The 13,366-nt window shown below is 69.6% G+C and carries 10 protein-coding genes; 1 reads left to right on the forward strand and 9 read right to left on the reverse strand.

Features of this window, described 5'->3' with window-relative positions:
• Positions 1-6: 6 nt before the first annotated feature.
• From trpA to AAF184_10130, 7 genes are read right to left on the reverse strand one after another with little or no spacing between them, the layout of a single operon-like run.
• Complete coding sequence (trpA, locus tag AAF184_10100) at positions 7-786, reverse strand: tryptophan synthase subunit alpha (GenBank protein ID MEO0422677.1); 780 nt, start codon at positions 784-786, stop codon at positions 7-9.
• Positions 783-2,054 (reverse strand): tryptophan synthase subunit beta, encoded by a 1,272-nt coding sequence (trpB, locus tag AAF184_10105; protein MEO0422678.1) that lies wholly within the window; start codon positions 2,052-2,054, stop codon positions 783-785. The genes trpA and trpB overlap by 4 nt, the downstream gene beginning before the upstream one ends.
• A 59-nt stretch (positions 2,055-2,113) precedes the next feature.
• Positions 2,114-2,719 (reverse strand): phosphoribosylanthranilate isomerase, encoded by a 606-nt coding sequence (locus tag AAF184_10110; protein MEO0422679.1) that lies wholly within the window; start codon positions 2,717-2,719, stop codon positions 2,114-2,116.
• Positions 2,720-2,737: 18 nt separating this feature from the next.
• A complete protein-coding gene (locus tag AAF184_10115; GenBank protein ID MEO0422680.1) occupies positions 2,738-3,583 on the reverse strand; it encodes an indole-3-glycerol-phosphate synthase in 846 nt (281 codons plus the stop codon).
• Positions 3,580-4,629, reverse strand: a complete 1,050-nt coding sequence (trpD, locus tag AAF184_10120) for an anthranilate phosphoribosyltransferase (protein ID MEO0422681.1) — start codon at positions 4,627-4,629, stop codon at positions 3,580-3,582. Before trpD ends, AAF184_10115 begins: the two co-directional genes overlap by 4 nt.
• A 7-nt stretch (positions 4,630-4,636) precedes the next feature.
• The gene (locus AAF184_10125) at positions 4,637-5,242 is read right to left on the reverse strand and encodes an aminodeoxychorismate/anthranilate synthase component II (protein MEO0422682.1); all 606 of its coding nucleotides are present in this window, start codon (positions 5,240-5,242) and stop codon (positions 4,637-4,639) included.
• Positions 5,239-6,627, reverse strand: a complete 1,389-nt coding sequence (locus AAF184_10130; GenBank protein ID MEO0422683.1) for an anthranilate synthase component I family protein — start codon at positions 6,625-6,627, stop codon at positions 5,239-5,241. Before AAF184_10130 ends, AAF184_10125 begins: the two co-directional genes overlap by 4 nt.
• Positions 6,628-6,878: 251 nt before the next feature.
• On the opposite strand from AAF184_10130, the gene AAF184_10135 reads away from it, so the two are divergent.
• Positions 6,879-7,538, forward strand: coding sequence for a histidine kinase (locus tag AAF184_10135; protein MEO0422684.1), 660 nt, complete (start codon positions 6,879-6,881; stop codon positions 7,536-7,538).
• On the opposite strand, the gene AAF184_10140 is transcribed toward AAF184_10135, so the two are convergent.
• Both AAF184_10140 and AAF184_10145 read right to left on the reverse strand, forming a co-directional pair.
• Entirely contained in the window at positions 7,535-11,044 is a 3,510-nt protein-coding gene (locus AAF184_10140) for a UvrD-helicase domain-containing protein (protein MEO0422685.1), read from the reverse strand. The genes AAF184_10135 and AAF184_10140 overlap by 4 nt on opposite strands.
• The coding region (locus tag AAF184_10145; GenBank protein MEO0422686.1) for a PD-(D/E)XK nuclease family protein at positions 11,041-13,366 on the reverse strand (2,326 nt) is incomplete at its 5' end. The genes AAF184_10140 and AAF184_10145, both read right to left, overlap by 4 nt.

Genomic DNA, 13,366 nt, shown 5'->3' on the forward strand with positions numbered 1-13,366 from the left:
TGAGGCTCAGGCGCCGGCTAGTTCACGCAGCATGGTAGCGGGCGCAGCGCCACGCTCCAGGCTTTCGACCAAGGCCGAACCTACGATCACCCCATCCACGTGGCTCGCCAGGCGCTGCACGTCGGCGGCGCTGCGAATGCCGAAGCCCGCACAGACGGGCAGGGGCGAGGCCGCTCGCACGCGGTCCAGGTAGGTGCCGACGCTGTCCCCGAGGCCCCCGGCACCGCCCGTGACGCCGGTGGTGGTCACGGCGTAGACGAAGCCGCCGCTCGCCCCGCAGACCACCGGCAAACGCTCGTCGCTGGTCAGGGGCGACACCAACTGCACCAGGGCCACGCCCTTGGCCGTGAGGGCCTCGCGCAGCTCCGCGCTCTCCTCGAAGGGCAGGTCCGGCACGATGAAGCCGGCGACGCCAACCTGCGCCGCGCGCTCGGCCAAGGCCTCGTAGCCGAAGGCGAGAAGCGGGTTCAGATAGCTCATGAGGAGCAGGGGTGTGGTCGGTCGATCGTCCAGGGCCTCGATCTGGTCGAAGATCCAACGCAGGCTCACGCCCGCCTCCAGCGCCGCGTGGCTAGCGCGTTGGATGCTCATGCCATCGGCCATCGGATCGGTGAAGGGCACGCCGATCTCCACCACGTCCGCCGCCCCAGCAATCTCGCGCAAGGTGGCCGCGAAGGCGTCCGGCGAGGGATAGCCTGCGGTGAAGAACGGCACCAGGGCCGGTCGGCCCGCCGTCCGCGCTGCCTCGATGGCGGTGGTGATGCTCTCGCTCGGGGTGCCGCTCATGCGCTCGCTCCTGCGGTGGGGGCGGCGGCGAGCGACGGCATCACCTTGGCCAGCGTGTCCACATCCTTATCGCCGCGGCCCGAGCACCCGATCAGCACGCGCTTGCCTGGGTTCGCCTTAGCCCAACGACGGGCGCCGGCGAAGGCGTGGGCCGTTTCGACCGCCGGCAGGATGCCTTCCGTTCGACAACACTCCGCGAGCGCCTCGAGGGACTCTTCGTCGCTTGCCGCCTCGTACTGCACGCGACCGATCTGCTGCAGGAGCGAGTGTTCGGGCCCCACGCCGGGGTAGTCGAGGCCGGCGGACACGGAGTGGGTTTCCTGGATCTGGCCGTTGCCATCGAATAGGAGCATCGAGTAGCTGCCGTGGAGCACGCCGGGCTTTCCGCGCGCCAAGGTGGCCGAGTGATCGCCGAGCGACAGCCCGCGCCCCCCAGCTTCCACACCGAAGATCTCGACATCCCGGTCACCTAAGAAACCGTGGAACAAGCCGATCGCATTCGACCCGCCGCCCACGCAGGCAAAGACTGCGTCGGGCAAACCGCCCGCCTGCGCCAGCAGCTGCTCTCGCGACTCATGGCCGATCACCGAGTGCAAGCGTCGCACGAGCAGCGGGTAGGGATGGGGACCGACGGCCGACCCGAGCATGTAATAGGTACCCTCGGGATCGGAGACCCAGTCGCGCAGCGCCTCATCGATCGCCGAGCGCAGGGTGGCATCGCCGCTGGTGACGGGGAAGACTTCCGCGCCTAGCAAGTGCATTCGTCGCACGTTCGGCGCCTGGCGCTCCGTGTCGACCGCCCCCATGTACACCCGGCAGGGCATGCCGATGCGCGCACAGGCCGCCGCGGTGGCCACGCCGTGCTGCCCCGCGCCCGTCTCGGCGACGATCCGCTTCGCACCCAACTGCTTCGCTAGCAGGGCCTGACCGATCGCGTTGTTGATCTTGTGTGCCCCCGTGTGGGCGAGGTCTTCGCGCTTGAGCCAGACGTCGGCGCCCCAGGCCTCACTGAGGTTGGGGGCGTGGGTCATCGCTGTCGGGCGGCCGACCCAGGTGTGAAGCTCGTGGCGGTAGGCTTGCTCGAAGGCCTCCGCGGGCAGGATCTCGCGCACGCCCGCATCCAGGCGCTGGAGAGCCGGAATCAGGGTCTCGGGGACGTAGCGACCGCCGAAGTCACCGTAGCGACCTCGTTCGTCCGGTAGCCGACCCTCGAGTAGTGCCTTCAGCAGGGCTTCGCCATCGATGGCTGCGTCTTTGACAGCGCTCATCGTCATCTCTCCTCGAAGTAGCGCGCCCCATTGCTCGGGGCAGCGCGGGTTATCTCTGCTCAGTCGCCCACCTGGGCGGGGAGCCGCGCGGCCGCGTTCCGGGCCGCGTTCACGAACGCTACGATGCGCTCAGGGTCCTTCTCGCCGGGCGCGCGTTCTACGCCGCTACTCACATCGACGCCGGCGGGGCGTACGTGCTCGATCGCCTGCTCGACGTTGCCGGGATGCAAGCCGCCGGCCAGCATGAGCCAGGCCTGCTTGGCAAGGCCTGCCGCCGCATCCCAGTCAGCGCAGACGCCCTGCCCGCTCACGGGGGCCTCGTACAACATGTTCGTGGGCAACGCGTCGTGCGACGCGACTTCCCCGTCGCGCAGCACAGGCATGGGGCGCACGCCTGGCGGCAGGGTCACCTGGGCGAGGCTCGCCGCATCCGCCTGCACCCAGTGGGCGGGGAATGCCGCCAGCACCTCGTCCACCGCATCCTGCGCGGCGTGCTTGAACACGGCAACCCGCTCGACGTGTCGCGGCAAGGCCATGGCGAGCTGCTTTGCCTGCATCGCACTCACCTCCCTCGGCGAGGGTGCGAACACGAAGCCCACCCGATCGGCCCCCGCCGCGCTCACCGCCTCGATCGCCTCGAAGCTGGTCACACCGCAGATTTTCACGACCAGCGCCACGGCCGCTCAGCTCCCGCTGCCCCGGGCGGCGTGTCGCCCGGCATCGAGCATTTGCCGCAACATCACGGCTGGGCTTGCATCGCGCATCAGGGCTGACCCTATCAACGCCCATCGGTAGCCGAGGCCAGCGATTCGCGCCACGTCGGCGAGGGATTCCAAACCACTCTCGGCCACCGCCGGCACGCCGCTCGGGAAGGCATCGATGCAACGGGCGAAGCGCCCTTCATCGACCGCCAGGGTACGCAGGTCGCGGGAGTTGAGCCCGAGCAGCACGGGCGGTGCATCGGCCGCTGCCGGGTTCGAGAGCAAGGGGGCCGCGCGTTGCAGGTCGTCCTCGTCGAAGGCCTCGAGCAACACGAACAGGCCGCACTCCGCGGCCACGTCCAGCAGCTCCCGCAGGCGGGCGTCGTCCAGCATGCGGACGATGAGCAGTGCGCCGCCCGCACCGGCCAGACGGGCCTCATAGAGTTGATAGGCATCGACCAGGAAATCCTTGCGCATCGCCACGGTCGGCGTGCTCGCGAGCGCCGCGGCGGCCTCGCGCAGGTGCTCCAGGTGGCCGTCGAAGCGGGTCGGTTCCGTCAGCACCGACACGGCAGCGGCACCCGCCCCGGCGTAGGCGAGGGCGCGCTCGCCGATGGCCGTGTCCGCGCTGGCCAACACGCCCGCGGCGGGGGACGTCAGCTTGATCTCGGCGATGATGTCGAAGCCGTCGTCGTGCATGCGCAGCCTCGGTGGCGGCGGGCTGCTGAACGCGCGCTCGCGCAAGGTGGCTTCATCGAGCGCGGCCCGCGCCTCGACCACCCGCGCCGCGGACGCCTGCGCCATCGTGTGCAGAAAGTCCTCACTCACCCTGCCGGCTCCCAAGACTGTAGGCGCTCGAGCCAGGTCCGGGCGGCGCCGCCATCGATCGTCTCCCTAGCCAGTTCGACGCCCTCGGCCGCGCTCGCTACCCGACCGCTCACCTCCAGGGCCAGGGCGCAGCCCAGCACCAGCGCATCGATGTGCGCCGCCTCCGCTCGATCGCCGGCGAGCGCAGCGCGCAGGTGCGTCGCGTTGACCTGCGCATCGCCACCGGCGAGCGCCTGCGGCGCGCAGCGCGCGAGCCCTAAGGACTCGGGATCGCGCACCTCGTGGTGCACCTCGCCGTCGCGTACGTCGAACAGCTCGAAGGGGCCGCAGGGGGTCGCCTCATCCCAGCCCGGCGCGCCGTGCACCACGAATCCACGGGCCAGCGGCAACCCTGCCAAGGCTTGCGCCATCAGGCGAGCCATCGGCGCGCTGAAGGCCCCCAACAGGTAGTACGGAGGCGCCGCCGGGTTGGTGAGGGGACCGAGCACGTTGAAGATCGTGCGCGCCTTCAAGGCCTGGCGCACCGGGCCGATCGCCTTCATGGCCGGATGGAAATGCGGCGCGAACAGAAACGTAAACCCCGTCGCGTCCAGGCAATCTCCTGCTTCCGCAGGCGAGGGAGGCAGCGCCCCGTTCAAGGCGCCGAGTACGTCGGCGCTCCCCGAGCGGCTGGAGACCGAGCGGTTACCGTGCTTGACCACGCGCAGGCCGCACGCGGCCGTGAGCAGGGAGACGCCGGTGGAGAGGTTGAGGCTACCGGACCCATCGCCGCCCGTGCCGACTATATCGATGCTGTCCTGCGCGTCGAGGGCGGGCGTGATCGCCAGGGCGCGCATGGCGCGCGCGAAGCCACGAATCTCCTCGGCGCTTTCGCCCTTGGCCCGCAGGGCGCACAGCAGCCCGCCGGCGAGCGCCGGATCCAGGTCACCGCTCGCCAGTGCCTCGAGCAAGGCGCCCGCCTGCCCTTCGTCGAGGCTGCGCCCCTCGAGCAGCTGTGCCAGCCAGCCGCGCGCCCGATCACCAAGTGCCTGTGCGTCGCTCGCCATGGCGCGCTCAGGCCTCGCGCAAGGCGAGGAAATTCCCTAACCGTTGGTTGCCCAGGGGCGTGAGGATGCTCTCCGGGTGGAACTGCACGCCGTGCACCTCCAGCTCGCGGTGCTTGACGCCCATGATCTCACCGTCCTCGGTCCGCGCCGTTACCCGCAGCACCTCCGGCAGCGAGCCTTCCTCGACGGCAAGGGAGTGGTAGCGCCCGGCGATGAAGGGATTGTCGAGCTTGGCGAAGACGCCATCACCGTCGTGGGAGACCGGCGAAGACTTGCCGTGCATCAGGGTCACCGCCGCAGAGATGCGCCCACCCAGCCCTTGGACGATCGACTGGTGCCCGAGGCATACCCCGAGCACGGGTATGCTACCGGAGAACTGTGCGATGAAATCCATCGAACAACCGGCGTCGTCAGGCGTGCCGGGGCCCGGCGAGATCACCAGGTGGGTCGGCGCAAGGTCCTCAGCTTGCTCGATGCTGAGCACATCGTTGCGGTACACATCCACCTGTGCGCCGAGCTCGCGGAAGGCCTGGAGCAGGTTGAAGGTGAAGGAATCGTAGTTATCGATCAGCAGCACCCGTGCCGCCGCAGCCGTCGTCGCGGTGGCGCTCATGCCCAACCCTCCGCTGCCATCAACAGGGCGCGCTCCAAGGCGGCCCCCTTCGCCAAGACTTCGTCGTACTCACGGTGCGGCAAGCTATCGGCCACGATGCCGGCGCCCGCCTGGTAGCGGTAGGCACCGTCCTTGAACACGAGCGTGCGGATCGCGATCGCCTGGTCCATGCCGCCGCCGGCGCCGAAGTAGCCGACGGTGCCGCCGTAGACGCCGCGTCGCTGGGGCTCGAGCTCGTCGATGATCTCCATCGCACGCACCTTCGGCGCCCCCACCAGGGTGCCGGCGGGGAAGGTGGCGGCGAACAGGTCGAAGGCATCACGGCCCGCTTCCAACTTCCCGCGCACGCCGCTGACCATATGCATGACGTGGCTGTAGTGTTCGATGTGCCGATAGGGCGCCACTTCGATCGTGCCCGGTGCCGCCACACGACCGAGGTCGTTGCGCGCCAGATCGACCAGCATCACGTGCTCCGCATTCTCCTTCGCATCGGCGAGGAGCTCCTCCTTCAAGGCCTGGTCCTCACTGGCCGAGGCGCCGCGCGGGCGGGTGCCGGCGATGGGGCGCAGGGACGCCGTGCCCTGCTGCAACCTGACGAGGGCCTCAGGTGAAGAGCCCACGATCTGCATCCCGCCGACGTCCACGAAGTACATGTACGGCGAGGGGTTGATCAGGCGCAGGGCGCGGTAGGTGGTGAAGGGATCGAGGTCGCAGTCGCCGCCGAAGCTCACAGAGAGCACGAGCTGGAACACGTCGCCAGCGCGAATGTACTCCTTCACCCGATCGACGGCGCTCAGGTAATCGCCGCGCGCCATGCTCTGGCGACCGGTCTCGAAACGCCCCTGGGTCGGGTGCGCAGGCAATCCGCTGCGCAGCAGGCTCACCACCTCATCGCGCAGGGCGCGCCGCTCCCCCTCCGTGCCTTCGTGCAGGAGGGCTACGCGCCGCGTGAGGTGATCGAACACGAGCACGGAGCGGGTGGCGACGAAGGCGGCCAGGGGCTCCCCCAGCACATCCTCCGCATGGGTCGGCAGGCGCTCGAAGAATCGCACCAGATCGTACGACGCGCTGCCGACCAGGCCGCCCGCGAAGGGCAGACCTTCGAGCTGGGGCTTGGGCCGCGGCGCGTGGGCGAGAAGCTCGCGCAGGGCATCCAGCAGCTGTTCGCGATTTTGCGGCAGGGGCCGGCCGACACCGTCGACATCGAAGCGCTCACCGGTGAGCGTCACCTCCGTCGCCTCGCCGAAGCCGAGCATCGAATAGCGGGACACCTGCAACCCGCTCTCCACACTCTCCAGCAGGTAGCGAGGGCGCAGGGGCGCGAGCTTCAGAAACGCCGATACGGGCGTTTCCGTGTCGGCGATGATGTCGAATGCGTCTTGCATCGGCAGCCTCTGGGAGCGACGCGAATCCTAAGATCCGGTCTACGCCGACAATAAAAAACCCATCACCCCGGCGCGGAGGAGATGGGTCTGAAGCGGACGACTCGTGTGTGACGTGTGCGAACAGTACCCCCTCGCTGTCAGCGAGGGCGCCACCACCCGAGATCATTCGTCCACTCGATTTGCGTCGTCATGGTCACTGATAGTACCAACGCATCTGGGAGCGTCAAGCGCCGGCGGAGGAGGCCTGTACGGTGGATCACAAGGGATCAGATGAGGACCGTTCAGCGGAGGATCGGGTGCTCGCGGCGGTGGACGCGGAGCGCTGCCGCCTGGCCAGGGAGCTACACGACGGCCTCGGCCAGGCGCTGACCGGCGTGCTTCTGCTCAGCTCGGCCGAGCAGGATGGCGTCGAGCGTAGCGCGGGCCACTTATCCGCCCTGCTGGCGGAGGCCAAGGAACGCACCCGCGGCCTCAGCCGAACCCTCGATCCCAGCGCCCAGGCGAGTTCCCTCGCCCGCCTCCTCGGCGACCTGGCCGACCAGCTGAGCGAGCGCTTCCAACGGCCCTTCGCGGTGGCAGCGTCCCCGCCGGAAGTCACGCTGTCAGGCGCGCAGCGCCAGCACCTGCATCACCTGATCGTCGACGCGGTGCGCTACGCGATGCTGCATAAGGGGGTGACCAGCATCACCTTGTCGGCGACGCAGGATGCGCAGCTCGCCGTGCACATGCTCGCGAGCATCGCTGAGGGTAGGGTCGGGTTACCGCCGGGTGAGGAGGCGCAAGGGCAGGCCTGTCTGGCCCTGCTGCGCGATCGCCTGCGTTCGCTGCACGGTGAGCTCGACACCGCGGTGGAGCCGACCCGCGTATCCGTGCGCCTGCGTTGGCCACACACCCCGGCGGCGACGCCCTAAACGCGAAGTAGAACCAGGCGACCCGGTGTCGACCCCAGCGCCTGCGCCAAGGCGGTGGCGTAGGCGTGGAGCTGCAACGCGTAGCGATCGGCCAGTTCGCTCACTTCGCGATCGGTCTTGAAGTCCACCACGCACCACGCTCCCGTCGCGTCGCGAAACACGAGATCGATCACCCCTTCGACGAGGGTGGAGGGGTCCTGCGTGGCCCGCGCCGTCACCGGCCACTCGCGGTAGCAATCGCCGCGCGCGAGGGCGTCCGCCGCCTCTCGCACCAGGGGATGGGTCAGGGCCTGCACGCAGGTCGCGATCGCCGCGGTGACCTCCTCATCGCTGGCACCGAGCAGACGTCCCTGCACCTTGGCGACCGCCTCCAGGGCGCTCTCATCGGCGGTCAGCTCGGCCGTCGCCAACACGGCGTGCACGAGGGTGCCGAAGCGCCGGCCCCCGGGGCGCGCCGGGTCGATGGCCTCGACGCTCAACACCTCGACCGCGTGGGTCGAGTCATCCTGCGCTTTGGCCCCGTCGGCCGCCAACGCCGTGGCCGTGCGCACCCGACAGCTGGCCTGCGCCCCCTGCGCCAGCACCGCCTGACGGTCCTCCTGCCAGCGCCGATGATGGGCCTCGCTGGCCTCGGCTTGGCCTGCCTCGTCCACTTCGAGGATGCGCTGCTGGCGCAGGCCCACCTCGCGCGGTGCTTCGAGGGCGAGCAAGCCAGGGTCCCACCACACCACCTCCGCCTCCCCGTCGGCCGTGCGGTGCTGCCCGGGGATCACCGCGGCCACCTGGGTGCGCGCGTTGGGCGGGCGCTCGAGCACGGTGTCGCTGCCGAAGGGCGGGCAGCCGTTCGCCACCACGGCGAGCTGACGGGCTTCGCGATTGGGGTAGACCGCGGGGTGCAGCACGTCCAGCCAGCCCGCGAGGGGATCGTCACCGATCGCCGGCACCACCAGCAGATCGCGCGCCCGCGTGGCCGCCACGTAGACCAGGCGAACGGATTCCTCCTCTTCGCGCGCCAGCTCCTGCTCCGCCACCGCGGCCAGATCCGGCGGCACGCAGTCGCACAGGCGCTGAGCCCAGAGGCGTTTGCTCGCATCGACGTGGCGGCTCGGCCGTTCGCTCACGCGCGAGCAGGTGGGATCCGCCAGGATCACCACCGGGAACTCCAGCCCCTTGGCCTTGTGAGTGTTCATGATGCGCACGCCCTCGGTGCCCTCCTCCACCACCGTCGCTTCCTCGGCCTCGCGGGCCTGGGCATCGCGCTCGAGTTGCTCGACGAAGGAGCGGAAGGAGATAGCGCCGCGCGCTTCGTGGCGCCGAGCGAGGTCGACCGTGCGCAACACGTTGGCCAGGGCCTGCTCACCGGTCGGCCAGATCGCGATGCCCGCGTGGGCGCGCACGGCACGCAGCAAGCGCGTCACCGTCTCCGCCAGGGGCCGTCGATTGCGCCGGAAGTGCAGCTCACGCAGGAGCGTCAGGGCCTCGATGATCTGCCGATCGTCCTCGCTGAGCTCGGCCGCTAGCTCGCCGTCGTCGCCTTCGAAGCGCACCAGAGGATTCAGGGGTCGGCGCGCAATCGAGCCGTCCGCCTGCGCGGTGAAGCGGAAGGCGAGGAGGGCCTCATCGGAGAACGCGAACAGAGGCCCCCGCAGGGTGGCGTAGACCCGCAGCTCATCGTCGGGCCATTCGATCGCGGTCAGGGCGTTGCGCAGGGCCAGCACTTCCTCCCGATCGTGAAAGGACCGACCGCCCACCAGCATGTGGGGGATGCGCCGCGCCTCCAGGGCGCGCACGTAGGGCCGGGTGACGTCGCGGTTGAAGGTTTTGAAACGGCGGAATAGCACGCACACGTGGCGTGGCCGCAGGGGCACTGACTCGCCGCCCTCCTCCACCGTCCAGCCGCTCTCCTCCACCAGCCACTGGATGTACGCCGCCACCGCCTCGGGCAGGGAGTCGTCTACGCGGAAGTTCACCACCGTGCCGTAGTCGCCGTAGGGGCGGGGGACCGGCAGCGCCACCACCGCCGGCTGAGCGGTCTGCTCCTCGCGCCAGGGCGCCAGCGCCTCGTAGCGGGCCTGTTGCTCGCCGGTCATGGCTCGGTTAAAGGCGGCGTTGACGAAGCGCTGAATCGCCGGACGACTGCGGAAGCTCGTGTTCAGGTGAAGAACCCGCGCCCCCGCCTGCGTCAGCTGCTGCTTGATACCCTCGTAGATCGCGATGTCGGCGCGGCGGAAGCGGTAGATGGATTGCTTGGGATCCCCCACGATGAAGAGCTTACCGGGCACCCCGCGGACGGCGGTCCAGTCCTCTTCCTGACGGTCATCAGCCGCCAGCAGGAGCAGGATCTCCGCCTGCAAGGGGTCTGTGTCCTGGAACTCATCGACGAAGAAGTGGCTGTAGCGTTGCTGCAGCAGGTTGCGCACGGTGCTGTCGCGCACCAGCAGGTCGCGGGTGCGGATCAGCAGATCGAGAAAATCGAGCTTGCCGACACTCGCCTTTTGCTTTTCATAGGCCTCGACCACGGCGCGCAGCTCCTGCTGCAGCTGCGGTGCGAGGTCCGCTTCGCAGGCCGCCTTGAAGCGATCCAGCGCTTCCTTCAGGGCGTTGCGACGCTCCAGCACCGTGTCGCGGTCGAGCTCGCCGTACTGGGTGCGCTTCGACCCCTTCCAATGCCAGCTTACGGGCTTGGGACGCGCCAGGGCGCGCAGCTTCGCCTCGAGTCCGTCGTAGTCGCGCTCGCCTTGCGCCGCCTGTTCCCGCTGGCGGATCTCGGCGAGTTCACGGTCGAGGTTGCGCAGGCTTTGCGTGAGGTAATCGTCGGGCCAGGAGGACAGCGCCGCGAGGGCGGCGACGTCGTTCGCTTGGGTCATGAGGGCGTCGATCTGCGCGTCGCGATCGAAGACCTCGCGCGCCCAAGGCGCATCGAAGTCGCGCGTGTCGATCAACGCCCGCGCCGCGGCGAACAGCTGCTGGCGCGGCCCGTTGTCCGCCATCACGCTGGTGGCCTCCCGGCGCAACACGCGGCGCACGCCGGGCGGTGGGTCGGCGACGGCGCGCTCGAACCAGTCGTCGAAGGCACGGGCGATCATCGCCTCCTCGTCGCTGGCCGCAATCTCGAACAGCGGGTCGACCTGCGCTTCCACGGGACGCTCGCGCAGCAGATCGTTGCAAAAGGCGTGGATGGTGGTGATCGCCGCCAGCTCGAGCTGCGAGAGGGCGTCGCGCAGACGCTCGGCTTGTTCCGACGGTGTTTGCGGATCTCTTAGCTGGCGCTCGAGGGCGGCGCGCAGGCGCAGCTTCATCTCGCCGGCCGCCTTGTCCGTGAAGGTCAGGGCGACCAACGTATCGAGCTGCGCGCGGCCAGAGCGGATCAACGCCACCATCCGCCCGACCAACGCCGTGGTCTTGCCCGTGCCCGCCGCTGCCTCGACGAACAGGGAGTGATCCAGGTCCTCGAGGATGGCCTGGCGGGCGGCGGCGTCGGCGGGAACGCGGGGCGCCTGACTCACGAGAGCTGCCTCAGCAAGGCCAGGGCCGCCAGCTCCTCCGCCGGCTTGCGTTGCACGCGCTCTTCCTCGTAAGGCCCGCAGATGATGCGGTAGTCGCAGTACTCGCAGGTGGAGTAGCGCTTCTTGAGGGACTTGTCCGCCGACGCCGGCGCCGCCGGCAGGAATTCCTGGCTGAGGGCGGTGCCGATCGTGTCCGCCACGGTCTGCGCCGCTTGGCGAGCGCGATCGTCGTAGGGCACCTCGTGCTCGCCGTAGTCGCCACGCGTGGTGCAATACCACAGGCGTCCGGAGGTCACGCTCGCGCCGTCCTTAGCGAACATGCGCTCGGCGGCTTGGGCGTAGAGCACCGGCTGCAGGTGCTCACCGCCACCGACGATCTGGTGCTTCTCCGCCACGTTCTTGCCGGTCTTGTAGTCGGTCACCCGCAATTCGCCGTTACTGCGCCGTTCCACCAGGTCGATGGCGCCGCGTAGGCGGATGCCGCTCGCGAGCTCCACGCCCTCGGCCACGGACCTGGCGTCCCTATCGTGGGCATCAGGTAGACCGAAGGCGAGTTCGAAGGCCCAGGGCACGAAGCCTGACTCGTCTTCGCTCATGCGCGAGAGCCAGCCGCGCAGATCGGCGCGGATACCGGCGATACCATCGTCCCAGACCCGCTCGATGGCCGGCGCCAAACGGTCGTGGTAGTCGGTGGCGATCCGCGTGAGCACCGTGTCCAGCCGCTCCAGCACGGTCTCCAGGTTATCGGGCCTCACGGGGAGCAATCCGTCTCCGCGCAGCTCCGTGAACAGGTGGAACTGCACGTCGTGGACCAGCGATCCACGCTGCAGCGGATCCATCTGATCGATCGCGGCGGGCACCTCGCGTGGGCCGAGCTTGTGCACGGCGTAGAGCAGGAAGCGGTAGGGGCAGGCGGCGTAGTTCTGCAGCGCTGTGGGCGAATACGTACGTTGGTCGAGGACGTGGCTGGCCAGGGCCTGCTTGGCGGCATCACCGAGGGGACCGACCAGACCGTCGGCCGGCGTCCAGCGGCGCAGCCAGCGGCGCGCGCGGAAGCGCAGGGCGCGCTGCAGATAACTGTTGGCGTCGAGGAGGTAGCGGGCAGCGCCCGCCGCGCGCCCCTCGTCCGCTTGCAGCACGCCCTGGAGCAGCGCCAGGTCGTGTTCCGCTTCGTCGATGGCGTCGCTCGGCGCATCGGGTGCCGGCCAGCCGATGCGAGCCTGGGTTTGGCGTTCCGCACGTTTCGCCAGCGCTTCGAAGTCCAGCAGTTCGCCCTCTGCCGCCCGAATCGCCTCGAGGCTGTAGAAGGAGGCGACGCGCGGGCGCCCCTGTTCCATGTCCATGCGGGGGTAGGAGAGCACCACGTGCTGGCGCGCTGCGCCCACGGCCAGACGCAAGGCCAGGCGCTCCTGCTCGACGCGATCGCGGTTGGTCTTCAGGGCAGGGTCGAGTTGGTCGCGCACCGCGTCGAGGAGAATCGGATCCTCGCTGATCTTCTGCGGGAACAGCTTCTCGGCAAGGCCCGGCACGAAGACGCGATCGAAGGCCATCGCCCGTGCGCTGTCCACGGGGGCAACGAAGACCCGGCCGTAGCGACTGCGCGGCGGTGGCTCAGCCAGTTCGCGCAGGCGTGGCCCCAGCACCGCGATGACTTCTGCCAGGCCCGTCGGCCCGACGCCCGCCATCGGCCGGAGCTCGGACAACACCGCGAGCACCCGGCGCGGATCGCGCAGAGTCATGGTGGCGAGGGGCGCCAGGTGGTCCAACCACTCGCCCCAGGTGGCGGCACTCGGCAATTGCGAGAGGGTGGCCATGACCGGGAGCGCGAATTCGCTCAGGTGTGCCAGGTCCTCGAGGTCGCGCTCCACCATCGCTTGGCGCACGTCGTTGTCCGTGTCCGCCAGCTCGTCGCGGGCCACCTCGAGCGCTTGGCGCAGCCCGTCGAGGCGGCGCTGCCAGCGCGCCTGGCCGCCGATCACCGCGGCCTCGTGCAGCAGCTGCTCCCAGCGTCGCGGCGCGCGCAAGCCACCGAGCTGCACCGCCTCATCAGCGCGGGTTGGCGTCGGCTCGCCGAGGGGGCCATTGCCGCGCAAGGCGTCAGCCTGGTCTTCCTCCGCGAAGCCAAGGATGGGGGCAAGCTCCGGGTCCGGGGCGACCCACTCGCCGGCGGGGGCTTGCGCTGCCGGGGCCGCCGCAGCCGCAGCCGCGGGCACCTCGCCCAAGGACAGGTACTCGGCGAAGCGATGCGCCGAGTAGCTCTCGTCGCGGCAATGCAAGAGGGTGAGGAACGCGCGACCTGCGGGATCCGGGCGTACGGCGCCG

This window comes from Pseudomonadota bacterium (genome assembly GCA_039815145.1).
Taxonomy (GTDB): Bacteria; Pseudomonadota; Gammaproteobacteria; order Steroidobacterales; family JBCBZW01; genus JBCBZW01.

Excerpts from the sequence above, each read along its gene's own strand:
- trpA (MEO0422677.1), bottom strand. The coding sequence starts at position 786 with ATGAGCGGCACCCCGAGCGAGAGCATCACCACCGCCATCGAGGCAGCG.
- trpB (MEO0422678.1), bottom strand. The coding sequence starts at position 2,054 with ATGAGCGCTGTCAAAGACGCAGCCATCGATGGCGAAGCCCTGCTGAAG.
- trpD (MEO0422681.1), bottom strand. The coding sequence starts at position 4,629 with ATGGCGAGCGACGCACAGGCACTTGGTGATCGGGCGCGCGGCTGGCTG.
- AAF184_10125 (MEO0422682.1), bottom strand. The coding sequence starts at position 5,242 with ATGAGCGCCACCGCGACGACGGCTGCGGCGGCACGGGTGCTGCTGATC.
- AAF184_10130 (MEO0422683.1), bottom strand. The coding sequence starts at position 6,627 with ATGCAAGACGCATTCGACATCATCGCCGACACGGAAACGCCCGTATCG.